20 protein-coding genes are annotated in these 21,817 nt (G+C 32.5%); 6 read left to right on the top strand and 14 right to left on the bottom strand.

Going from position 1 to position 21,817, the window contains the following annotated elements:
- Positions 1–31 precede the first annotated feature (31 nt).
- Positions 32–1,150 (top strand): DNA polymerase III subunit beta, encoded by a 1,119-nt coding sequence (gene dnaN, locus BN863_RS04925; RefSeq protein WP_038528113.1) that lies wholly within the window; start codon positions 32–34, stop codon positions 1,148–1,150.
- Positions 1,151–1,197: 47 nt separating this feature from the next.
- On the opposite strand, the gene BN863_RS04920 is transcribed toward dnaN, so the two are convergent.
- Positions 1,198–1,656: an Lrp/AsnC family transcriptional regulator gene (locus tag BN863_RS04920; RefSeq protein WP_038528111.1), complete on the bottom strand. Its 459-nt coding sequence runs from the start codon at positions 1,654–1,656 to the stop codon at positions 1,198–1,200.
- Between the two features lie 153 nt (positions 1,657–1,809).
- Between BN863_RS04920 and BN863_RS04915 the strand changes: the two genes are divergently transcribed.
- Positions 1,810–2,943 carry a histidine decarboxylase gene (locus tag BN863_RS04915; RefSeq protein ID WP_038528108.1) on the top strand — a complete coding sequence of 378 codons (1,134 nt, stop codon included), beginning with the start codon at positions 1,810–1,812 and terminating at the stop codon, positions 2,941–2,943.
- A 72-nt stretch (positions 2,944–3,015) separates the two neighbouring features.
- On the opposite strand, the gene BN863_RS04910 is transcribed toward BN863_RS04915, so the two are convergent.
- The 3 genes from BN863_RS04910 to BN863_RS04900 are packed head-to-tail and all read right to left on the bottom strand — an operon-like array spanning position 3,016 to position 4,392.
- Entirely contained in the window at positions 3,016–3,375 is a 360-nt protein-coding gene (locus tag BN863_RS04910; protein WP_038528105.1) for a DUF4870 domain-containing protein, read from the bottom strand.
- 44 nt (positions 3,376–3,419) lie between these two features.
- A complete protein-coding gene (locus BN863_RS04905) occupies positions 3,420–3,833 on the bottom strand; it encodes a YeeE/YedE family protein (RefSeq protein ID WP_038533146.1) in 414 nt (137 codons plus the stop codon).
- Between the two features lie 4 nt (positions 3,834–3,837).
- Positions 3,838–4,392, bottom strand: a complete 555-nt coding sequence (locus tag BN863_RS04900; RefSeq protein WP_038528103.1) for a YeeE/YedE family protein — start codon at positions 4,390–4,392, stop codon at positions 3,838–3,840.
- Positions 4,393–4,585: 193 nt separating this feature from the next.
- On the opposite strand from BN863_RS04900, the gene BN863_RS04895 reads away from it, so the two are divergent.
- Positions 4,586–5,929 carry a serine hydrolase domain-containing protein gene (locus BN863_RS04895; RefSeq protein ID WP_038528100.1) on the top strand — a complete coding sequence of 448 codons (1,344 nt, stop codon included), beginning with the start codon at positions 4,586–4,588 and terminating at the stop codon, positions 5,927–5,929.
- Positions 5,930–5,981: 52 nt separating this feature from the next.
- Here BN863_RS04895 and ribH read toward each other — a convergent pair whose 3' ends face one another.
- Together ribH and BN863_RS04885 are read right to left on the bottom strand one after the other, a co-directional pair.
- Positions 5,982–6,467, bottom strand: coding sequence for a 6,7-dimethyl-8-ribityllumazine synthase (gene ribH / locus BN863_RS04890; RefSeq protein ID WP_038528097.1), 486 nt, complete (start codon positions 6,465–6,467; stop codon positions 5,982–5,984).
- Between the two features lies 1 nt (position 6,468).
- The gene (locus tag BN863_RS04885) at positions 6,469–7,257 is read right to left on the bottom strand and encodes a tetratricopeptide repeat protein (RefSeq protein ID WP_038528095.1); all 789 of its coding nucleotides are present in this window, start codon (positions 7,255–7,257) and stop codon (positions 6,469–6,471) included.
- Positions 7,258–7,386: 129 nt separating this feature from the next.
- Between BN863_RS04885 and recF the strand changes: the two genes are divergently transcribed.
- From recF to BN863_RS04870, 3 genes are read left to right on the top strand one after another with little or no spacing between them, the layout of a single operon-like run.
- Positions 7,387–8,472: a DNA replication/repair protein RecF gene (gene recF, locus BN863_RS04880; RefSeq protein WP_038528094.1), complete on the top strand. Its 1,086-nt coding sequence runs from the start codon at positions 7,387–7,389 to the stop codon at positions 8,470–8,472.
- A gap of 10 nt (positions 8,473–8,482) precedes the next feature.
- Positions 8,483–8,896, top strand: a complete 414-nt coding sequence (locus BN863_RS04875) for a lipocalin family protein (protein ID WP_038528093.1) — start codon at positions 8,483–8,485, stop codon at positions 8,894–8,896.
- Between the two features lie 2 nt (positions 8,897–8,898).
- Complete coding sequence (locus BN863_RS04870) at positions 8,899–9,195, top strand: DUF721 domain-containing protein (RefSeq protein ID WP_038528091.1); 297 nt, start codon at positions 8,899–8,901, stop codon at positions 9,193–9,195.
- 168 nt (positions 9,196–9,363) lie between these two features.
- Here the strand turns inward: BN863_RS04870 and BN863_RS04865 are convergent, their stop codons facing one another.
- The 8 genes from BN863_RS04865 to BN863_RS04830 form a co-directional block, all read right to left on the bottom strand.
- Positions 9,364–10,458, bottom strand: a complete 1,095-nt coding sequence (locus BN863_RS04865; RefSeq protein ID WP_038528089.1) for a type I phosphomannose isomerase catalytic subunit — start codon at positions 10,456–10,458, stop codon at positions 9,364–9,366.
- 118 nt (positions 10,459–10,576) lie between these two features.
- Complete coding sequence (locus BN863_RS04860) at positions 10,577–11,839, bottom strand: NRAMP family divalent metal transporter (RefSeq protein WP_051774495.1); 1,263 nt, start codon at positions 11,837–11,839, stop codon at positions 10,577–10,579.
- Positions 11,840–12,112: 273 nt separating this feature from the next.
- Positions 12,113–12,820, bottom strand: a complete 708-nt coding sequence (locus BN863_RS04855; protein ID WP_038528087.1) for a FadR/GntR family transcriptional regulator — start codon at positions 12,818–12,820, stop codon at positions 12,113–12,115.
- Between the two features lie 216 nt (positions 12,821–13,036).
- Positions 13,037–14,650, bottom strand: a complete 1,614-nt coding sequence (locus tag BN863_RS04850; RefSeq protein ID WP_051774493.1) for a RagB/SusD family nutrient uptake outer membrane protein — start codon at positions 14,648–14,650, stop codon at positions 13,037–13,039.
- 12 nt (positions 14,651–14,662) lie between these two features.
- Positions 14,663–17,677: a SusC/RagA family TonB-linked outer membrane protein gene (locus tag BN863_RS04845; protein ID WP_038528082.1), complete on the bottom strand. Its 3,015-nt coding sequence runs from the start codon at positions 17,675–17,677 to the stop codon at positions 14,663–14,665.
- Positions 17,678–18,539: 862 nt separating this feature from the next.
- The gene (locus BN863_RS04840; RefSeq protein WP_038528079.1) at positions 18,540–19,559 is read right to left on the bottom strand and encodes a UDP-glucose--hexose-1-phosphate uridylyltransferase; all 1,020 of its coding nucleotides are present in this window, start codon (positions 19,557–19,559) and stop codon (positions 18,540–18,542) included.
- A 14-nt stretch (positions 19,560–19,573) separates the two neighbouring features.
- A complete protein-coding gene (gene galK / locus BN863_RS04835; protein ID WP_038528077.1) occupies positions 19,574–20,722 on the bottom strand; it encodes a galactokinase in 1,149 nt (382 codons plus the stop codon).
- A gap of 18 nt (positions 20,723–20,740) precedes the next feature.
- Positions 20,741–21,739, bottom strand: a complete 999-nt coding sequence (locus BN863_RS04830; RefSeq protein ID WP_038528074.1) for a GntR family transcriptional regulator — start codon at positions 21,737–21,739, stop codon at positions 20,741–20,743.
- Between the last annotated feature and the right edge of the window lie 78 nt (positions 21,740–21,817).

The following is a 21,817-nucleotide window of genomic DNA, read 5'->3' as shown; positions in this document are numbered from 1 at the left end:
TAATTATTAAAATAATCTTATTTAGATACAGATGAAATTTATAGTATCAAGCACCTATTTATTAAAGCAATTACAAGTTCTAGGAGGCGTAATTAACAGTTCGAACACTTTACCTATTTTAGATAATTTTCTTTTTGAATTAAGCAGTTCGCAACTTATTGTTTCTGCTAGTGATTTAGAAACGACTATGTCTTCGACCTTAGAAGTAGAAAGCGATAGTGAAGGTAGTGTAGCAATTCCTGCACGTTTACTTTTAGATACTTTAAAGACATTTCCGGAGCAACCTTTAACGTTTATTATTGAAGACAATAACACGATTGAAATCAGTTCTAATCACGGTAAATATGCGCTTGCATATGCTAACGGAAACGAATTTCCTAAAGCTGTATCTCTAGACAAACCAAGTACAACTACTATAGTTGGAGATATTTTAGCAACAGCAATTAGTAAAACTATTTTCGCTGCAGGAAACGACGATTTACGCCCAGTAATGAGTGGTGTCTTTTTTCAGTTCTCAACAGAAGGTTTAACGTTTGTTGCAACAGATGCTCACAAATTAGTAAAATATACACGTGAAGATGTTTCGGCTACCGAGGTGGCAGAATTCATTATGCCAAAGAAACCTTTAAATTTATTAAAAGGAATTTTAGCAGGAAGTGAAGATGATGTAATTGTTGAGTATAACGACTCGAATGCAAAATTTACATTTGATAACGTAGAGTTAATCTGTCGTTTAATCGATGGAAAATATCCGAATTACGAAGCGGTAATTCCTAAAGAAAATCCAAACAAACTTACCATTGCAAGAAATCAATTTTTAAGCTCTGTAAAGCGTGTTAGTATATTCTCGAACAAAACAACACACCAAATCCGATTAAAAATTGCAGGAGCAGAATTAAACATCTCTGCCGAAGATATAGATTACAGCAACAAAGCCGAAGAGCGTTTAACATGTGATTACCAAGGCGACGATATGCAAATTGGTTTCAACTCTCGTTTTTTAACCGAAATGCTTAACAATTTAAATGCCGACGATGTACAACTAGAAATGAGTTTACCTAATCGTGCTGGTATTTTAACACCTATAGACGGTTTAGACGAAGGTGAGCAAATAACTATGCTTGTTATGCCAGTTATGCTAAACAGTTAAAAACCATTTTACAAACAAATCTTTAAAGTCATGTAGATTCCTAGAATTTACATGACTTTGTTTTTTCCATCCTTTATATTCTTAATTACAAACGAGCTTTGAATATTTGAAACGATAGTCATTTTAGAAAATCGTTTCAAAATAAACTCCTGATATTCGTTCATATCATTTAGTTGAATTTTTAATAATACATCGTACGTACCAGCTATATAATTCGCTTCAATAACATCATCTAGCGTGTTTATATAAGCTTCAAAATTTCTAAAAGGCTCATCTTGATGTGTTGTTAACGTTACCTGACAATACACCACTAATGTTTTACCTAGTTTACTGTAATCTATAATCGCCGTATAACCATTTATTATTCCAGAAGCTTCTAGTTTTTTTATGCGCTCATGAACTGGCGTAATCGATAAATTTACACCTTCGGCAAGTTGTTTTATAGACTGTTTACTGTCTTTTTGTAATGCTTTAATAAGCTTGTAATCGATATCGTCTAGCTTCATTTTAGTAAGAATTTCTAAATATGTTATGAATTAACAATTTCAAAAGTAATAAATTCTACTAAAATAACATTATGCAGTATATTTTTTCAATAAATAACTATTTTTCAAAACAAACATATTAAATAGTATCTTTGAAAAAGAAAAATAGAAGACATGAACACACCCGAAATACAAGCCGTTTACGATAGAATTAAAGCACATTCAGACTCATTTTTAGGGTATCCAGTAGCTAAAGATTTTTCGTATAGCGACTATGCCCCGTTTTTAGACATTTGTATTAATAATGTAGGAGATCCAGAAAGTCCTTCAACATTTGCAATCGATACTAAAGATATCGAGCGTAAATGTATTTCATTCTTTGCAGAGATGCTTTCTAGTAACGATAAGGATGTTTGGGGTTATATTACTAATGGTGGTACAGAAGGGAATTTATATGGATTATATGTGGCTCGAGAAAGCTTCCCTAATGCCATGGTATATTATAGCGAAAGCACACATTATAGTGTTAAGAAAAATTTACATTTATTAAATATCCCTAACATCGTGATTCGCTCTCAAGAAAATGGAGAAATGGATTACGAAGATTTAGAACAAACTATTGCCTTCCGTCGTGATAAACCAGCTATTTTCTTTTTAAATATTGGCACAACCATGACTGAAGCTATTGATAAAATTGCTGAAATAAAACGTATTATAAAAAAATACGCCATTAAAGATTACTACATACATTGCGATGCTGCTTTTTTAGGAACCATAGCGCCTTATATAGATGCTAAACCTAAATTTGATTTTGCCGAGGGTATTGATAGTATTTCAATCTCTGGACATAAATTTATTGGAAGCCCGATTCCTTGTGGAGCTGTTTTAGTAAAACGCAAACACAGAGATCGTATTGCAAATTCTGTATCTTATGTAGGTACTATGGATACGACTATTACAGGGTCTAGAAATGGACTAACTCCTTTGTTTATCTGGGATTTTATAAAAAAACATGACCACCAAGGCTTAAGAGACCGCGTTAAATCTTGTCAAGATGTAGCAGCATATACCGAGCATAAATTAAATGCTTTAGGTGTTAAAGCGTGGAGAAATAACGAAGGATTAACTGTTGTTTTCCCTACACCGAGCGAACGTATTTGTAAAAAATATCAATTAGCATCTCAAGACGATATCGCTCACATTATTTGTACACCTGGTATACTATATAGTCAGATTGATACGTTTTTAGAAGATTTAAAAACTGAATTATTCGAGATTCCTACAGAAGCTGAAGTTGTTTTAGCTTAAGCTGAATTACAATATACTTATAAGTAAAAGAACGCCCATTTTCATGGGCGTTCTTTTGTGTATATCGTTATCTTAATTAATAAATTTAAAGGAAAAAGGATATGATGTGGGTTCATTATTATTCACTTTAATTGCATTCATTATAGGCAAAATTATGCTTACCAGTCCTATAATTATAAATCCTATAAAGCCCAATCCGCATAACAATATTAGAGGTATGCATAAAATACAGTAAATCACTAAACTGATTTGAAAGTTTAGAATCTTTTTGCCTTCGTCATCCATACCAAGTACATTCTCTTTTTGAGTCAGCCAAATTACCAATGGAATTAACAAACTTCCAAAACCCAAGGCTAAAGTTGCTAACTGACTTAAATGGGTTAGCATTATAAGTTGCTTATCATCTCTTAAAGTATTTCTAATTTCTTCCATATTTGTAAGACGACAATTAATTCCGTTTGTTACACAATATTGAATTAATGCGGTAATTTATCTTTCAATAAACCGTAAATAAAAGTTCCCAATACCGCAGAAATTAACACCACTAGTATAGGTACATAACCTGCTCCAACCAAAACAAAAATAGGTCCTGGACAAGCTCCTGCTAGTGCCCAACCTAATCCGAAAATAATACCTCCTATTAAATATCTAGACACGCTTTTGTCTTTATCTGCAATACGAATTGGTTCTCCACTAAACGTTTTAATATTGAACCGTTTAATAAGCTGAACAAATATAATTCCGAATACTAAAGCCGTACCAATTATACCGTACATATGAAACGATTCAAACCTAAACATCTCGTATATTCGAAACCAAGATGCGGCTTCAGATTTATACATTATCATCCCGAAGAACAATCCTAATACTATATATATTACTTTTTTCATCATTTTAAAATATTAAAGGGAATAACACGTGAACCATAAATAAACCTCCAATAAAGAAGCCAATTACAGCAATTAAAGATGGTAACTGTAAATTACTTAATCCTGAAATGGCATGTCCAGATGTACAACCACCTGCATAACGTGCACCAAAGCCAATTAATAAACCACCTACAACTAAAATAGCCCAAGTTTTTACGCTAGATAACGCTTCGACAGAAAATAATTCGTTTGGTAAATAGCCATTATCAGTAGAAATTTTTAAATCTTGAAGTGCTAATTTTGTCGATTCGCTAATGTCTGGTATTTGTCCGTTCGATAAGTAATGAGACGCAACAAAACCTCCCAACATTGCACCAAGTACGATAAATAAATTCCAGCTGTCTTTTTTCCAATTGTAATTAAAAAACGAACTTACTTTACCTCCTCCGCAAATACTGCAAAAGGCACGAAGGTTAGACGACATTCCAAAACCTTTACCCATAAGTAAAAGGACAAACATAAAAAGTGCAATTAAAAAGCCCGAAATATACCAAGGCCACGGTTGAAAAATAAATTCCATATATTTTATTTTAGTGATTAAATTCTGATTTATAAATGTGTTAACTGTCTGCAAATATAGATGCAAGATAAAGTTTCGAATGTAACATAGGTTACACCTTATTTCATATCAATAAATTAATTATTTCTATTCCAGATGAAGATAAAAAGCAATAAATCTATTAAATTGCTAACTCGCAAACACATAGAACTCCATGAAAAAAATTATTAAGATTATCGGCCTTTTATCTCTACTTGCCTTAGTCGTTGTAATCTATTTAAATTACCCGAAACTAAATTTTATTACGGGGTTTTCTTCTAAAAGTGTTTGCTCTTGCACTTTTGTTGCCGATCGTTCTCTAGCATCTATAGAAGCACAAGACAACGACTTCTCTCCTATTGATTTAGCGACAAATAAAATTGATTTTGAAAACAAATCTGTAACCTCTACAGTATTTGGATTAAAAGCAAGAACAGCTGTTTACAAAGAAGGTTTAGGATGTATTTTAGTGCCTGAAGGCTCGGATCATACCACTTTAACTGTACAACCAAACAGAAACAAAACGCCTAAAAACAAACCTTTTCCTTACGGTGATTTACCACAGAAAGATACTGTTTTTCAAAACATAGATTACTCCATTTTAAACAAAGCCGTAATCAATGCTTTCGATTCGGAAGACGAACAATTAAAACGAACAAGAGCCGTAGTTGTTGTCTATAAAAATCAAATTATTGCAGAACACTATGCCGATGGGTTTAATAAAGACACCAAGATATTAGGGTGGTCCATGACCAAAAGTATAACTAGTGCCATTGTTGGAATTTTAGAAAAGCAAGGACGCGTAAGCACATCTCAATCTCATCTATTTCCTGAATGGGAAAATGACGACCGTGCCAATCTTACTTTAAATAATTTACTGCAAATGAATAGCGGTTTAGCTTGGGAGGAAGATTACAGTAAAATTTCTGATGTAACTAAAATGCTATTCTTAAGAGAAAACATGCCTAAAATTCCACTAGAAAAGCAATTGATTGAAATTCCAAACGAAAGTTGGAACTATTCTTCTGGAACGACAAATTTAATTTCAGGATTCATTAGAAATCAATTTAAAACCAATCAAGCATATTTAGACTTTTGGTATCGTGAGTTAATCGATAAAATCGGGATGCATTCTATGACTATAGAAACCGATTTAAAAGGGCATTTTGTAGGTTCATCTTATGGCTGGGCAACAGCAAGAGATTGGAGTAAATTTGGATTATTATACTTACATAATGGTAATTGGAATGGCGAACAAATCTTTACTAAAGATTGGGTGGAATATACCAAAACACCAACCAATACCTCTGACGGAATTTATGGAGCACAATTTTGGTTAAATGCTGGCGGACGTTATCCAGATGTTCCTAAAGACCTATTTTCTTGTAACGGATACCAAGGTCAGCAAGTGAGTATTATACCCTCTAAAGACATTGTAATTGTACGGTTTGGACTAATAGAAGACCCGCTGTTTAGCTTTAATACATTTCTATCGGAAATCCTTAGTGCTATAAACTAAAAAACTCCCAACCGAAGTTGAGAGTTTTAAATATTTTAAAGTAAAATAAAGATTAAGATTTGTTACGTAATTCTGCCATTTTAATTGCAGCTACTGCAGCTTCTGTACCTTTATTACCATGAATTCCTCCAGAACGGTCTATAGACTGTTGTTGGTTATTATCTGTTAATACACAAAAAATAACAGGAACATCGTTTATTACATTTAAGTCTTTTATACCTTGAGTAACACCTTCGCAAACGAAATCGAAATGTTTCGTTTCACCTTGAATTACACAACCAATAGCGATTACAGCATCTACCATTTGTTCTTGCATTTTTTTACTTCCGTAAATCAATTCAAAACTTCCAGGTACATCCCAACGCTTAATACTACTTTCGTCTACACCATGTTCTATTAGTGTATTATAAGCGCCATTATAAAGGCCTTCTGTAATGGTATCATTCCATTCAGAAACAACAATCCCAAACCGATAATTACTCGCGTCTGGGATTGATGTCTTATCGTATTCTGACAAATTATTGTTAGCTGTTGCCATCTTATTTATTTGCTAAAACTTGAGCTTTACCAATAAACACGTCTACAGTACTTGCTTCTGTAGATGTTGGATAATCATTCTTAATCGTTTCAAAATACTTTAAAGCATCTGAAGCTTTTCCTAATTCTAGAGCAATTAATCCCGCTTTGTTTAAATACATTGGCGTTGTAAACTCGTTAGTACGAATTTCTGCTGCTTGCTTATAGTAATCTAAAGCATCGTCAAGTTGATTTAACTGAACAAATGCATCTCCAATTCCACCTTTAGCTAAAGGTGCTAATGCTTCTTCTTCACTAGAAAATTCTTGTAAATGCTCAATAGCTTTAGTATAATCTTTTAAGTTTAAGTAAGCCATACCTGCATAATACTCAGCAATGTTAGCAGCTGGAGTTCCACTGTGGTTTTCAATGATATCTAACATACCATATTTACCTTCACCACCGTTTAGTGCTAATGTATAAAGAGAATCTTTTTGTGTCCCAATTACAGCTTCATTAAAGTAAACTTTAGCTTGAGACATATCGTTCATCGCTTCACTCTCTTTAGGTTGCGCTACAAATTCACTGTATGCTAAATATCCTAAAACAAGTGCAGCAACTACACCTATAATTACAAAAATATATTTTTGATTGTTAGCTACCCAATCCTCCGTTTTAGAAGCGGTTTCGTCTAACGTGTTAAAAACTTCTGCTGTTGTTGAGTTTTCTTCAACGTTGTCAAAATTTTCAATGTCGTTGTCTACTTCTGGTTTTTCGGTTGGTTTGTAACCTCTCTTTTTATAAGTTGCCATAAATTCTATATTATTCCGCGCAAAAATAAAATATTTCTGCAGAAATAAAAGGTTATTTATTTGTTATTTTTCAATAATTTGCGAGACCTACTTGTAGTGCATTTCAAATAAAAACTTTTTATCCCATTTATGATTTTAAAATCCTTATCCTTAATTAATTACAAGAATTTTGAAAGTGAATCTTTTGAGTTCGATGACAAAATTAATTGTTTTGTAGGACAAAATGGAGTGGGAAAAACGAACATTTTAGATGCTATTTATCATTTATCTTTCGGAAAAAGCTATTTCAACCCTATTGCCTCACAAAATATAAGACATAATGAAGACTTTTTTGTGGTTCATGGCGATTTTGAAAAACACGATACTCCTGAAAAAATCGTAGTGAGTTTAAAAAGCGGACAAAAAAAAGTAATTAAACGAAATGCTAAGGCTTACGAGAAATTTAGCGACCATATTGGCTTTATTCCTCTAGTGATTATTTCTCCCGCCGACCGTGATTTAATTATTGAAGGCAGCGAAACGCGTAGAAAATTTATTGATAGTGTTATTTCGCAAAGTGATAAAAACTATTTAAATGATCTTATTAATTATAATAAAACTGTAACGCAACGTAATGCACTATTAAAATATTTTGCTTTAAATCATACCTTCAATAAAGATACTTTAGAGGTTTATAACGAGCAGTTAAATGCTTTAGGAACAACTATTTTTGAAAAACGAAAAGCCTTTCTAGACGTCTTTATTCCTATTTTTAAAGCCAGACATAAGGTTATAAGTAATAATCAGGAACCTGTTGATTTAAATTATAAAAGTGATTTATTTGATGGGGAATTAAAACACCTCTTAGAACAAAATTTAGCTAAAGATAGAGCGGTACAATACACATCTACAGGTATCCACAAAGACGATTTATTATTTGAAATTGATGGTCACCCCATTAAAAAATTCGGAAGTCAAGGGCAACAAAAATCATTTTTAATTGCTCTAAAATTGGCACAATTCGATTTTATAAAAGTACAAAGTGGCGTGAATCCTATTTTACTTTTAGATGATATTTTTGATAAGTTGGATGAGCAACGTGTTGGACAAATTATTAAATTAGTAGACGATTCTAACTTTGGTCAGTTGTTTATAAGCGACACGCATGCTGACCGTACAGAAAACGCGATAAAACAAGTACATCAATCTTACCAAATTTTTAATATTGGAGCATAAATTAATTCTTATGAAACATCTTATTCTCATACTAAGTGTAATCTTTTTAAGTAGCTGTTCGAGTTCACCAGAAATTAATATTTCGAATTTAAACGGGTATTGGGAAATTGAAGAAGTTATTCAATCAGACGGCACATCTCATATTTATAAGATAAATGAAACCATCGATTTTATAACATTAAACGATAGTCTTTCTGGGTACAGACAAAAAATGAAAACCGATGCCGATAACAATTACACGCCAGTAACTACTAAAGAAGCACTTAAAGTAATTACTGAAAATGATAGTTTAAAAATTAAATACCACACCCCTTTTTCTGAATGGAAGGAAACCATAATTGAATTGAATAAGGATCGTTTAAAAGTCGTTAATCAGCATCAAAACGTATATATTTACAAACGATATATTCCACTAAATTTATAATTATGGCTAAACGAAACAACGAAAACTTAAGCATCTCCGACGTTTTAAAAGAGTTTGTAGAAACCAATAAATTAGAAAAGGGTTTAGATAAAGTAAATGTTCGCGATGCCTGGACATCGCTTATGGGAAACGGTGTTAACAACTACACCACTGCAATAAGTCTAGAGCGTGATACCTTATATGTACAACTTAGTTCTAGCGTTTTACGTGAAGAATTAAGCTACGGTAAAGAGAAAATTGTTAGAATGATTAATGAGGAATTGGGTAAAGATGTGGTAAAGAAATTAATACTAAGATAAAAACAAAATTCAAACTTCAATTAGACTGCCTTTGTCTTAAAAATAAAGCTTAAAAAGTCTATAAAAAGATGCGCCTGCAAACAAAAAGACACTATTTATCTCGAGATAAATAGTGTCTTTTTTATTTAAAATATAGCCAAATAACACCGATTTAAAACCAATGTTTGATTAATTTGGAGGATAACAAAGTAATATTTTTGATGGTTCTGTAGACACAAATGTGATTTCTGAAATCGCTGCCGAAATAAAAATCTCATCCCCTTGATTAAACGTATATTCTTTATTATTACACATTATTGTGCCAGCACCTGAATAAATTACTGCCGCATAGAATGTTGAATTTCCTTTAATGGTATGCGAACCATCTAATAATAATTCACTCAAGCCAAAACAATTGGTATGTTTCTTATTGAATAAGGTTCTTAAAGTATATTCGTTCGAACTTTCAAGCACTTCGGGCGTAATTTTCCAAGCGTCTAGCGCTTCATCCAACGTATAATTGTCGTAATGAAAACATTCTAACATTTTTTCTTCACCAACTCCCTGATGTATAAGTTCTGGCCCTATGGTTAAACCATTTGGAGTTGTTTTCTCGACGCGCATAGTATAATCTGTAGGCTCCTGAACTTCCATTAAAAAGCATCCACTACCAATGGCATGTGGCACACCGCCGTAAATCATAAAGGCATCTCCAGGTTTGACTTCAATTTTATGAAGACAATCTAACATCCCTTGAATATTCTGGTTTTCGAAATGCAAGCGCCATTCTTCTCGAGTTACATGTTTTTTAAACCCCATGTATACAACAGGCTTTTCTCCATCAATCTCTCGCGTATTTAACACATACCAAGATTCTGTTTTTCCGAATTCAGAATTAAAAACAGTTCTAGCATAATCTTTATCTGGATGTACCTGAACGGTTAATCGCTCTTTAGAGTCTAACATTTTAATAAGGACACCAGTTGTTCCAAATTTATCGGCTAATGCTTTTCCTAAATAGAGCTCTACATTAGAATTAATTAATTCCTTTAACGGTAAAGTTCCTTCTTCGGTTTCTATAAGCGATAACCCTTCGTCCTCTGGTCTATTATTTCCACGCGCAGTAACGGTAGACATAATCCATTCTTCTGGCATTGCACCATCTACTTCAGGAGACGTTTTTTTCCATCTATCAATTAAAGCACCACCTTCGTAAGTTCTCCAAACTCTATTGTTAAGTTGTTTTAAAGGAATATGTGCGTATTTTTCTAAATCTTTACTCATGTTCTTTGGTTTTCATTGTCCTATTTACTGTAACATAAAAGGAAAATTGTATATTATATATGGTGTTTTAAGTCTAATAATTTGATTTATATTCCACCTATTTAAAAATTATCTGTTTTTAAATTCCTGTTTTTATAAAGCCAATAAAGCCATTAAGCGCGACATACAACATATAAAAATTGAATACTAAGGTTGCGCCTAAAGCGATGTTCATCCACAGGCTTGTTTTAAAGGTTTTCATGACATCTTTTCTATTCAATAAAATGATTAAAAACAATGTTATTAGAGGCATTATAAACGGACTTAGAGCTTGAGAGGCAATTAAAATCCAAACTGGTTTTCCGCCAAAAAACGGAACAATTATTCCGCTAAATGCCACTAAGACTACTAAAAACTTAAACAACGGTCTTTTCATATTTCTCTCAGTTCCCGTATAATCTGCAATTAACCAAGGAAAAAGTAAAAGGTTTGGAAATATGGAAGACAATCCTGCACCAATAATTCCTAACGTAAATAAGGTTAAAGCAAAGTCTCCAGCCCAAGGCCCTAAGGCACTCATCATATCGGTTGCATCAACCACTTTAATACCTTGAAAATATAGTGTTCCCGTAGCACTAATCATAATAGCGAGACTAATAAAGAAAGTCAATATCATTGATGACATGGCATCTCTATTTTCAGTTTTTAAATGTTCTACGCCCCATTTCTGTTCCTGAACCAAAATACTTCTAGACGCTAAACACACACCTGCCATAGTTGTTCCAACAATTCCGGCAATTACAAGACCAGCGTTATCTCCTTTAGGTAATTCTGGAAAAAATTCTATAAAATTTGTACCTGTTTCTTTAACCACCATAATACTAGTTGCAATAAAAGAAAGTGCCATAAAGCCAACCATAGCACTCATGGCTTTAATAAAATTTTCATGTTTACCTGTCCAAAACAGCGCAATTAACAAGCATGTAAATAAAACAGCGACCATTGGAGCATTAAGAAACGAAATAGACGTTCTTACAGAAATCCATTCCATAGCAACTTCTGCAACAACTCCCATAACACCAATAACAGATGACACTATAGACACTAATAAAGCTGTGATAATAAATATGGTTACAGGTTTTCCGAAAGCTTTTTTAAAATTAAACATTAACGTATTCCCAGAAACTATTGTTAATTTACTAATAGATATAAGAAGAAAATAGGTAAAGAAGCAAGATAATAATAATGCCCAAGACAGGCTTAAACCATAATTAGCACCAGACACAACCATAGAAGTTACACTCCCTGTTCCTACTACGTAACCAATTATAAAAAATGCAGGTCCAAAATTCTTTAACCCCTGTTGGACTCTGTTTTTAAATGATAATTTTTCTGTTGCCATATATATGTAATTCGTTTAGTTTGTTGCATTGTAAAAAAATAGATGCGTTACTTAACTATAATTTAGACCATTATAATCTACAATTCGCCCTATTGAAACACAGGTGATTTTAATTGTATTTATAATATTTTAGAATACTAGTTTAGTTTGGTGAAGCACTATTAGGAATATCAAAATTAGGAATTAATTCATTAAAAAACGTGTATTTAAATGCTAAAGAGATCTTAAAAAACATTTAAATAAAAAAGGGAAAACATATGTTTCCCCTTATAATTATTTTTCAAAATTGTTACAGAATGCTATAAGCATTTCAAAATGTACTTTCATAACTTTTACCGCGAGTTCAGTGTCTTGAATTTTGATTGCGTGATAAATAGCTTCATGATTTTGAAGTTCTTTAAGACGCTCGTCTGCACCACAAACGCGTGTATCTTCTAAGACCGAGATAATTTTAGGTGTTATTTGAAGCATTAAAGCATTAATTGTACTATTTCCACTGGCTTTAGCTATTGCTAAATGAAAAAGCAAATCTTCTTCTAACGCATCTTCTCTATTTAAAACTTTAACTTTATAATTATTAAGTGCCGTTTCAATATTCTCTAAATCTTCTTCGGTTCTTCGTATTGTTGCCAAACATGCTGTTTTAGTTTCCAACATTAAGCGTGTTTCTACAAGCGATTTAAAATCTTGTTTTTCTAGCGCTATAATATCTTCAATGATACCATTTAAAGCAATGTGACCAATATTTTCGACAAAAGTTCCTGATTGTGGAACTGATTTTAACACTCCATAAAACTCAAGTTTTTCTATGGCTTCTCCTACGTGTCGTCTACTTACATTAAATTTTTCTGATAATACCCGTTGAGAAGGTAACTTATCTCCTAATTCAAGATTTTTTAAGTTGATAAAATCTTTAATCTGGGATATAATGATATTTTGAATTTCTGTGTTATCTTTTATTTTGGTTGTTTCATATTTCATTATAATGAGTCTGACTAATTAAATGTTTAATCATGGTTTTAGATTAGTTGGTTTGATAAAAACTATAGTTTATAAGACATAAAACCTCTTAAGGTATAGTTTTACATAGTTAATTTCTAAAAAAAATACTGGCCTAAAACCTTAGACCAGTATTTAATAAAAACTAATTTAAATTATATCTAATGTTTAAATTATATGTCTAATATTTTGATATAATTAGTACCCAGGATTCTGAACTAAATTAGGGTTGATAATAATTTCATCAATTGGAATAGGGAATAAATAGTCACGACTAGAGTCAAATGATTTTGGTCCTGGTCCTACTCCAGATTCTGTAGACACTTCTGATTCTAAACCATCTGATCCAAATACATTATATGGAGCATCACCCATTTTACGTCTTGCGATGTCGTACCATCTTTTAAATTCGAAAGCTAATTCTAATCTACGCTCTTCTAAAACGATAAATCTAAATTCGTCTTGAGAAGTTCCAGAAACATCTGCAGGAGATGCACTTTCAGTATAACCATTAGTTACTCCACCTTTTCTAGCTCTTGCTCTTACTTGGTTTAATAAATCTTCAGCTTCAGAAGTTAATCCAATTTCATTAGCCGCTTCAGCTGCAATTAATAATACTTCTGCATAACGCATTAGCATATAGTTAGAATGAGACCCTCTACCATTACCATCTTGAGTTGGTAATTTACTTGCCATACGTGTGTATTTTGCAATATGTGGACGGTTAACACTTAAAGAGTTTCCTGCAACATAACCAGTATAATCTACTCGTGGTCCGTTTCCATTTTCATCTGCTTCAAATACCATTGTATCATCTAAAGATACAGCTCTTCTGTAATCATTTTCATCCCAAGTAGTGTATACTTTAAGTGATGGTACCTGTACAGACCAACCAGCTTCTGGGTTAATGTTTGGTAAATATTGCTTATCACCTCTACTACCTGTCATTGGCGCTTGGTAATCTCTACCTTGGTCACCATCAGAAACTCCTGTAAAGTCTAATACAAAAATTGGTTCTAAAGAAGCATCTACTTTTACAGCATCAAATAAATTTTGAAAATCTGGTTCTAAAGCTAAGTTATAAGTACCTGCATTGTTAATTACATCTTTAGCTTCATCGTAAGCTAATTGCCAGTTTTCCATTGTTAAATGAACAGAAGCTAAATATGCACTCGCTGCAGATTTTGCAGGTAAGGCTCTTGTAGGTTGTGTGTTTGGTAACCATTCTTTAGCATACTCTAAATCTTCAATAATTTTCGCATATACTTCAGCAGCTGGAGTTCTAGGAGCTACAGTAGCTTCAGATAAAGGCGTAGTATCATCTAAATAAGGAATATCTCCAAATTGTCTTACTAAGTGATAGTAAGCTAAAGCTCTAGCAAAACGACCTCTTGCAATTACTTCATTGATTTCGTTTTCATCGCCTTCTGTAAGTTGCTTTCCTGCTTGTACACCATCATTCGCTGCACGAATAATTTGGTATACTTTAGGCCAATATCCATTAGAACCAATAATTAAAGCGTTGTCTGAAGATACAGTAAAGTTATCCATATCTACTCTTTCTGCTACACCAGTTCTACCAATAGCAGTCATGTCGCTACGGAATTCTAATGCTTGAGCCATCTCTCTTGATAGAAAATTTCTGTGAAGCATGTGTACGTAAGCTCCAGATACAAAACCTTCTACCTGTTCTAAACTTAAAGAACTAAAATAATCATCAGGGCTTAATTGTGTTATAGGACTTTCTTCTAAATCGGAACATCCCAGTATTGATAACCCCATCAATACTAATATATATTTATATGTTTTCATATTGTGTTTTTTTTAAAATTTTAAATTAAGGCTTAAACTGAAAGATCTAATTGTTGGGTAATTTCCAAAATCATGTCCTTGAACTACGTTCCCAGAGGTAGTATCTCCACCACCGCTACCGAAATAGCTAACTTCAGGATCTAAACCAGAGTAATTTGTAAATGTTAACAAATTCTGTCCACTAACTGATAATCTAAGATTATCCATTCCAATTTTTTCAACTAAATCTTGAGGGAAAGTATATCCTATAGATAAGTTTTTTAATCTTACATAACTTCCGTCTTCAACAAATCGAGAAGAAATTTCTCTATCTCTAGTTTTGTTTGATGGGATATTAGACGTTGAGTTTTCTGGTGTCCAAGCATCTAACACATCTGTTAAAGCATTAGAATCTCCGTTAAATAACTGAACGTTAGTAAGGTTTAAGATTTCACCTCCGTGAGAACCTTGGAAGAAAATATTTAAATCGATATTTTTATATCTGAAAGTGTTTGTAAATCCGAAATTCCAATCTGGATTAGGATCTCCAATAATTTGTTGATCATTGTTATCAATATTACCATCACCATTAACATCTTGGAATAATGGGTCTCCAGCTTCTTGGTAAGAACCTTTTAAAGCAGAACCTTCTGGTACAGCACCTCCTTGGTATACACCTGTGTACTCATGCCCCCAAAATAAACCAACAGCTTCTCCTTCTCTTAAAATGTAAGTATCTTTTCCTGAGAAATATCCAGGAGCTGCACTATCAATAATATCTGCACCGTTAACTAATTTTACAACTTTGTTTTTGTTTGTAGACCAGTTAAAATCTGTAGTCCAAGTAAAATCGTCTGTTACAATGTTTCTAGTACTTAAAACAATTTCGAAACCTCTGTTGTTAAGCTCTCCAACGTTTTGGAAAACTTGTAAATCTGTTGCTCCACTATATGCAGGAGTTGTAGTTGCTTCTAATAAAAGGTCTTTAGTATCGATGTTATAATAGTCGAATGAGAAATTAATTCTGTTATTATACATTCCTAAATCTAAACCAATGTTTGTTTGGTAAGATGTTTCCCATTTTAAATCTGGGTTAGCCTCTTGAGCTACAGAAACAGTAGCATCTGTTGAATTAGCAGTAGATGGTGTAACACCTAATATTGCTAAAGACTGATAAGGATCGATTGCTTGGTTACCAGTTAAACCATAACTTGCTCTAAACTTAAGGTTAGAAATTGAATTACTATCTTTTAAGAAGTTTTCATTAGAAATTTTCCATCCAATTGCTCCAGAAGGGAACACAGCATATTTATTATTTTCAGCAAAGTTAGAGGCACCATCACGTCTTACTGTACCAGTAATTAAATATTTATCATCCCAATCGTAGTTAATTCTTCCGAATAAAGATTGTATTTCTGATTCAGACCATGAAGAAGTAACTCTTCTTGTTTCTACGTGACCAGCCGCTAAGTTATACCAAAGGAAACTATCTGAAAGTAATTCTTGAGTACTAGCAGAGAATCTTTCGTTTGTTACTTTTTGGTAAGAATAACCTCCTAATGCAGTTAAGTTTCCTTTTCCTAATTCAAGGTTATACGTTAAGTAGTTTTCACTTAAAATGTTAGTTCTTCTTAAGTTAGCAATACTTGCTCCACCTGTAGATAACTGGAACGTTTGAGGTTTAAAGTAACCTGCAGTTTCGTTAGTTGTACTAAAACCAAACGTAGTTTTGAAATTAAGATTTTCTAAAATATCATAACTAGCATATAAGTTAGATCTAAAGTTATCTGATTTTGTTTCGTTGATAATTTCATTTGCAACAGCCCAAGGGTTTTCAATACCATCTCCTACAGAGTTTTGAGTGAAGTTTCCATTAGAATCGTAAATTCCTCTATCTGGAGTAAATCTCATTGCTAAAGACACAACATCGTCTCCACCACCGTTTACGTTACCAATTGCATCTGAACCTGAAGATTGAGTAGCAACACCATCTTTAGTGCTTCTGCTTCCAAAAAGGTTCATACCTAACTTTAATTTATCTGTTACTTGAGCATCAACATTGTTTAAGAATGTAAATTTCTCAAATCCAGAATTTACAATAATACCATCTTGAGTAAAATAGTTTACAGAAGAATAGAAGTTTATTTTATCACTACCTCCAGAAAAAGAAGCTTGTGTGTTAGAGATGTTACCAGTTGTGTAAATCTCATCTTGCCAATCCATATCTTCTGTACCTTGAACATATGCAGGGTTAAAAGATTGTTGGTATTGTGCAAATTCGTCTGCGTTTAATAAGTCTAAACGGTTAGCAGTATTTTGAGTAGAATAAGTTGTGTTAATTTCAACATTTAATCTACCTGATTTACCTTTTTTAGTAGTTACTAAAATAACCCCTCCAGAACCTCTAGAACCGTAGATAGCCGTTGCTGACGCATCTTTTAATACTTCCATAGAAGCAATATCGTCTGCTTGTGGCATTGAAGCACCAACAAATCCATCGACAACTACAAGTGGCCCACTACTTGCACCAATAGAAGTATTACCTCTTACCTTAATATTAATAGGAGCACCTGGCTCACCACCATTATTAGATTGAACAACAACCCCTGCAGCACGACCTTGAAGTGCTTGTTCTGCATTTGAAGTTGGATAAGCTGTTAACTCTTCTGTTTTAACTGAAGATACAGATCCTGTAATATCACTCTTTTTACGAGTACCGTAACCTACAACCACTACTTCATCAAGTTCACTAGTGTCTTCTTGCATTACGATATCTAATCGTGTTTGATTTGTTATAGTAACAGATTTAGAAACATATCCTAAATAAGAAAAATTAAGAACATCTCCAGGGCTAACTTCCAATTGGAAATTTCCATCGAAATCTGTAGCAGTACCAGTCGTGGTCTTATCGATAATTACGTTAACACCAGGAACGGGCATATTGCTCCCATCGAATACAGTACCGGATAACTGATATCCGTCCTGTGCAAATAATGATAGATTGAAAATCAATCCTAACATTAAAATTAGTTTAGTTTTTAAATTCATTTGTAATTTGTTTTGGTTAATAAATACATGATTAAAATAATTTATTTTGGTTTACCAAACTGGTCAATTAGACTGGTTTACCAATTTGGTACCGCTAATATATGTTATTTAAATGTTAAAAACACAACATTTTGTGGAAATAATAAAAATTGGCTAAAAAAACATGCGATATAACAATTAAGCCCCCCTACAATTATCATTTTACACAATTGTTAACAGAAAAATTGACACCAACAATCTATAAACGCCCTAAAACACTAGGGTTTTAGTGTTTTCTATAAAACATTATTACACACTTGTAAAATGCAGGTACTTAATCAATTCAAAAAAAATATTAAAAACAAAAGCCTCATTTATCCTAAAAAGCGTATTAGTTAAAAAATTATTAAGAATAACATTTAGTTAATTCAACAACTGCAGGTCAAATAAGATAATTCCTCGTCTACTAAATAAAAAAAGTCGCTTCATCAAATCTGATAAAGCGACTTTAATTTTATAATAAAGACATTAAAAATGAAGCACTGAAAAAAAGAAAGACTTGTCCTTATTATATATAAGGTATACTAACCAAGAAAAAACTAATAATAAATGTATCGTTTTTGATTTTATAGCACACCCAAGATATAAAAATACTGAGAGACCTTTAAAAAATCTAGATAGGATATTGATTCTATAAACTACTCCTCTAAAAAATAGTTCTAAAAAAGAGACTGCCGTTTTAATGACTCTTAAAAAAAATCTATGGACGACATTCTTGATAACTCTTAATGTAAATTAACAAGAGATCAAAAAACCATCTGTAAATAGCTTAATTGAGAAAAAACTGTTACAGATGGTTTTTATATATTAATGGATCTAGTTACTATACTAGTTTAGACAACATTTTAGCAGCAACTTCTGCAGTAATATCTCGTTGTGGTGATCCAAACATTTCGTAGCCAACCATAAATTTCTTAACAGTAGCACTACGTAATAGTGGTGGATAAAAACTCATATGCCAATGCCAATGGTTATTATCTTCTCCATTAGTAGGAGCTTGATGTATACCACTAGAATACGGAAAAGATGTATTGAATAACTTATCGTAAGCCTTGGTGATAGCAGAAATAGCATCGGCAAATAACAAGGTTTCTTTATCTTTTAATTCAAGAATATTTTTTTGATGTCTCTTAGGTACAATCATTGTTTCGAATGGCCAAACTGCCCAAAACGGAACAATTACCACAAAAGCATCATTTTCATATATAATACGTTCTTTTTCTTTAAATTCTTGTGCAAGGTAATCCCCTAAAAGACTATGCTTAGTATTCGTATAATATTCTAGCTGAGCACTATTTTTTTTATCAACTTCGTTAGGTAAGGTCGACTGACTCCAAATCTGACCATGCGGGTGCGGATTACTACAGCCCATAACAGCACCTTTGTTTTCAAAAATTTGCACGTAGTTAATTCCGTCTTTTCCTCCAAGCTCTTTATACTCTTGTTGCCATGCAAAAACTACTTTTTCTATAGATTCCGTAGACATGTCTGCTAAACTCTTAGAGTGGTCTGGACTAAAACAAATGACTTTACAAATTCCTGTTTCACTCTGGGCTTGAAGTAAACCATCGTTAACTTGAAATGATTTTGAATCTTTTTGGAGTGCAGCAAAATCGTTTGTAAACACAAATACATCTTCGTAATTCGGATTTAGTTCTCCGTTAATCCGAGTATTTCCAGCACATAAATAACATGATGGGTCATGAGCAGGCCTTATCTCTTTAGAAATTTCTTCGTTCTGTCCTTGCCAAGGTCTTTTTGCCCGGTGTGGAGATACTAAAACCCATTCACCAGTAAGAATATTAAAACGTTTATGAGAATAATCTTGTAAATCAGTTTTCATTTCTATAGTTTTAATTAGTTTATTATATGTGTTCCATCAGAAAGTTTAACTTCGTAAATAGAGCACGCTTTATTAAATTTGTTTTGATACGCTTCAGAGATATAATCTTTAAAAGTATTTACTTCCGCCTTTGCAATTAAATTAATTGTACAACCACCAAAACCGCCACCCATCATTCTAGCACCAAGAATATTTGCATTCGATTTTGTTTCTGCAACTAAAAAGTCTAGCTCGTCGCAACTTACTTTATACTGTTTTTGCAAACCTTCATGAGATGCATAAATAAGCTGTCCTAAAGCTTGTAAATCATCAGATTTCATTGCTTTTGAAGCCTTAACTGCTCTGGCATTTTCTTGAATAACAAAAAGAGCTTTCTGATAGTTTTCTGGAGTTAATTGATCTTTAATTGTATCTAAATCAAATTCTGAAGCATCTCTTAATGCTTTTATATTAAGTAATTCGGAAACCGATTCGCACACCGAACGACGATCATTATACGCACTGTCTGATAGACTATGTTTTACATTCGTATTAATTAACAGAAGCTCATAATCTTTAAAATCTATTTTAAATGGAGACGCTTTTACAGTTCTACAATCCAGTAATAATGCATGGTCTTCTACCCCAAACATACTAGCATATTGATCCATAATACCGCACTTAACACCAACATAATTATGTTCTGCTTTTTGCGAAATTAAAATCATGTCGTATTTAGAAAGCCCTAAATTAAATAGTTCATTTAAACCAAAAACCACGCTATTCTCTAAAGCCGCAGACGAAGACATGCCTGCTCCTCCTGGGATATCGCCTCCAAAAACGATATCGAAATTTCCAATTATTTTATTTCTATTCTGAATTTCTGAAACCACACCTAAAATATAATTCTCCCAACTGCCTTCTTTAAATGGCTTTAAATTTTCTAACGAAAATTCTACTCGTTCATTTTTATCTATAGCAAAGGCACTAGAAACCTCAGCATCGCTTTTTTGAATAGCTGCGACTATACCTTTATTTACAGCAGCAGGAAACACAAAACCATCATTATAGTCGGTGTGCTCTCCAATAATATTGATTCGTCCTGGTGAAAAAATCAAAATAGGTTCTTTTTTAAACGTGTTTAAAAAACTAATTTTCACGGTATCAATCAGCGTCGTATTCATGTCTATTTACTTAAATTATTATAATGAATTCCTAAGAATTAAAGTGTTTATATTTTCTATTTGCAACTGCTCATTATGTAATATCATTTGAGCTAAGCGTTCTCCCATTTGCTTAAAATCTGTTGAAATAGTCGTTATTCCACCTTCCACGATTTCCTTTAAAAGCGTATCGTTATAAGAAATAATACCAACATCTTTAGATAAGGTTAGTTGTTCTTGCTTCATCCCTTTTATAACTCGCAATAAATTTTTATCGTCTGGAAGTACATATACTTCGCCTTTGGTTATTACTCTATCTTTTAAAGAACTAATTACCTCATAATCCCATGCGTTTTCTTTACAGAATTTAATAAATCCTTTTCGCATCCCTTCAGGTTGACTCGCTTCTGAAAAATGAAGAATAATTTTAGAATATTTCTGTATAAGCGGTAAGGCTTCAGTAAGATTGTTATAAATATCCTTTTCAAAATTTTGAAAAATTGCTGAATATTGAGATAATTCTGGATGAGTTTGATCTAAAACATACACCTTATCTTGTGGTAGATTTTCAATAACTAAATGGGTGTCTTTTAAATTGGCTGGCATTATAACATAGTAATTATACAATCCAACATTTTCGGAAATCAGCTTTCTAAAGATCACCTCATTAAAATGATGAAAATAAATATCTACACGAATTGTACTATCTAGATTATTAATAAACGAGTTGTATAAATCCTCTTTAAATGAATTTAATTCATCAAACAGTAAGAAAATTTTATAATTTACATCTACATTATCATTCAACACATAATACCCTTTCCCCACTACAGCTTGGATAATTCCTCTTGCTTTTAATTCATTAAACGCTGTTAGAACAGTATCTCTAGACACTTTATGCTCATCTCTAATGTTATTTATTGAAGGTAATTGATCGCCCTTTTTTAATTCACCAGAATTTATAGCACCTTCAATAGATTCTATAATCTGTTTATATTTAGGGATACTCTTATTTTTTTTAATCTTAATTACACTCATACTACAAAGATATATAAAACAACTAAAACAAACTAGTGGGTACTAGTAGTATTTTAAATTATTTTCATATATTTGAAT

This window comes from Formosa agariphila KMM 3901, assembly GCF_000723205.1.
Lineage (GTDB): Bacteria > Bacteroidota > Bacteroidia > Flavobacteriales > Flavobacteriaceae > Formosa > Formosa agariphila.
This window is presented reverse-complemented; position numbering and strand designations above follow the sequence as displayed.

Bases quoted from the DNA above. Each gene is read 5' to 3' on its own strand.
- dnaN (WP_038528113.1), top strand. From the start codon at position 32: ATGAAATTTATAGTATCAAGCACCTATTTATTAAAGCAATTACAAGTT.
- BN863_RS04920 (WP_038528111.1), bottom strand. From the start codon at position 1,656: ATGAAGCTAGACGATATCGATTACAAGCTTATTAAAGCATTACAAAAA.
- BN863_RS04915 (WP_038528108.1), top strand. From the start codon at position 1,810: ATGAACACACCCGAAATACAAGCCGTTTACGATAGAATTAAAGCACAT.
- BN863_RS04910 (WP_038528105.1), bottom strand. From the start codon at position 3,375: ATGGAAGAAATTAGAAATACTTTAAGAGATGATAAGCAACTTATAATG.
- BN863_RS04905 (WP_038533146.1), bottom strand. From the start codon at position 3,833: ATGAAAAAAGTAATATATATAGTATTAGGATTGTTCTTCGGGATGATA.
- BN863_RS04900 (WP_038528103.1), bottom strand. From the start codon at position 4,392: ATGGAATTTATTTTTCAACCGTGGCCTTGGTATATTTCGGGCTTTTTA.
- BN863_RS04895 (WP_038528100.1), top strand. From the start codon at position 4,586: ATGAAAAAAATTATTAAGATTATCGGCCTTTTATCTCTACTTGCCTTA.
- ribH (WP_038528097.1), bottom strand. From the start codon at position 6,467: ATGGCAACAGCTAACAATAATTTGTCAGAATACGATAAGACATCAATC.
- BN863_RS04885 (WP_038528095.1), bottom strand. From the start codon at position 7,257: ATGGCAACTTATAAAAAGAGAGGTTACAAACCAACCGAAAAACCAGAA.
- recF (WP_038528094.1), top strand. From the start codon at position 7,387: ATGATTTTAAAATCCTTATCCTTAATTAATTACAAGAATTTTGAAAGT.
- BN863_RS04875 (WP_038528093.1), top strand. From the start codon at position 8,483: ATGAAACATCTTATTCTCATACTAAGTGTAATCTTTTTAAGTAGCTGT.
- BN863_RS04870 (WP_038528091.1), top strand. From the start codon at position 8,899: ATGGCTAAACGAAACAACGAAAACTTAAGCATCTCCGACGTTTTAAAA.
- BN863_RS04865 (WP_038528089.1), bottom strand. From the start codon at position 10,458: ATGAGTAAAGATTTAGAAAAATACGCACATATTCCTTTAAAACAACTT.
- BN863_RS04860 (WP_051774495.1), bottom strand. From the start codon at position 11,839: ATGGCAACAGAAAAATTATCATTTAAAAACAGAGTCCAACAGGGGTTA.
- BN863_RS04855 (WP_038528087.1), bottom strand. From the start codon at position 12,820: ATGAAATATGAAACAACCAAAATAAAAGATAACACAGAAATTCAAAAT.
- BN863_RS04850 (WP_051774493.1), bottom strand. From the start codon at position 14,650: ATGAAAACATATAAATATATATTAGTATTGATGGGGTTATCAATACTG.
- BN863_RS04845 (WP_038528082.1), bottom strand. From the start codon at position 17,677: ATGAATTTAAAAACTAAACTAATTTTAATGTTAGGATTGATTTTCAAT.
- BN863_RS04840 (WP_038528079.1), bottom strand. From the start codon at position 19,559: ATGAAAACTGATTTACAAGATTATTCTCATAAACGTTTTAATATTCTT.
- galK (WP_038528077.1), bottom strand. From the start codon at position 20,722: ATGAATACGACGCTGATTGATACCGTGAAAATTAGTTTTTTAAACACG.
- BN863_RS04830 (WP_038528074.1), bottom strand. From the start codon at position 21,739: ATGAGTGTAATTAAGATTAAAAAAAATAAGAGTATCCCTAAATATAAA.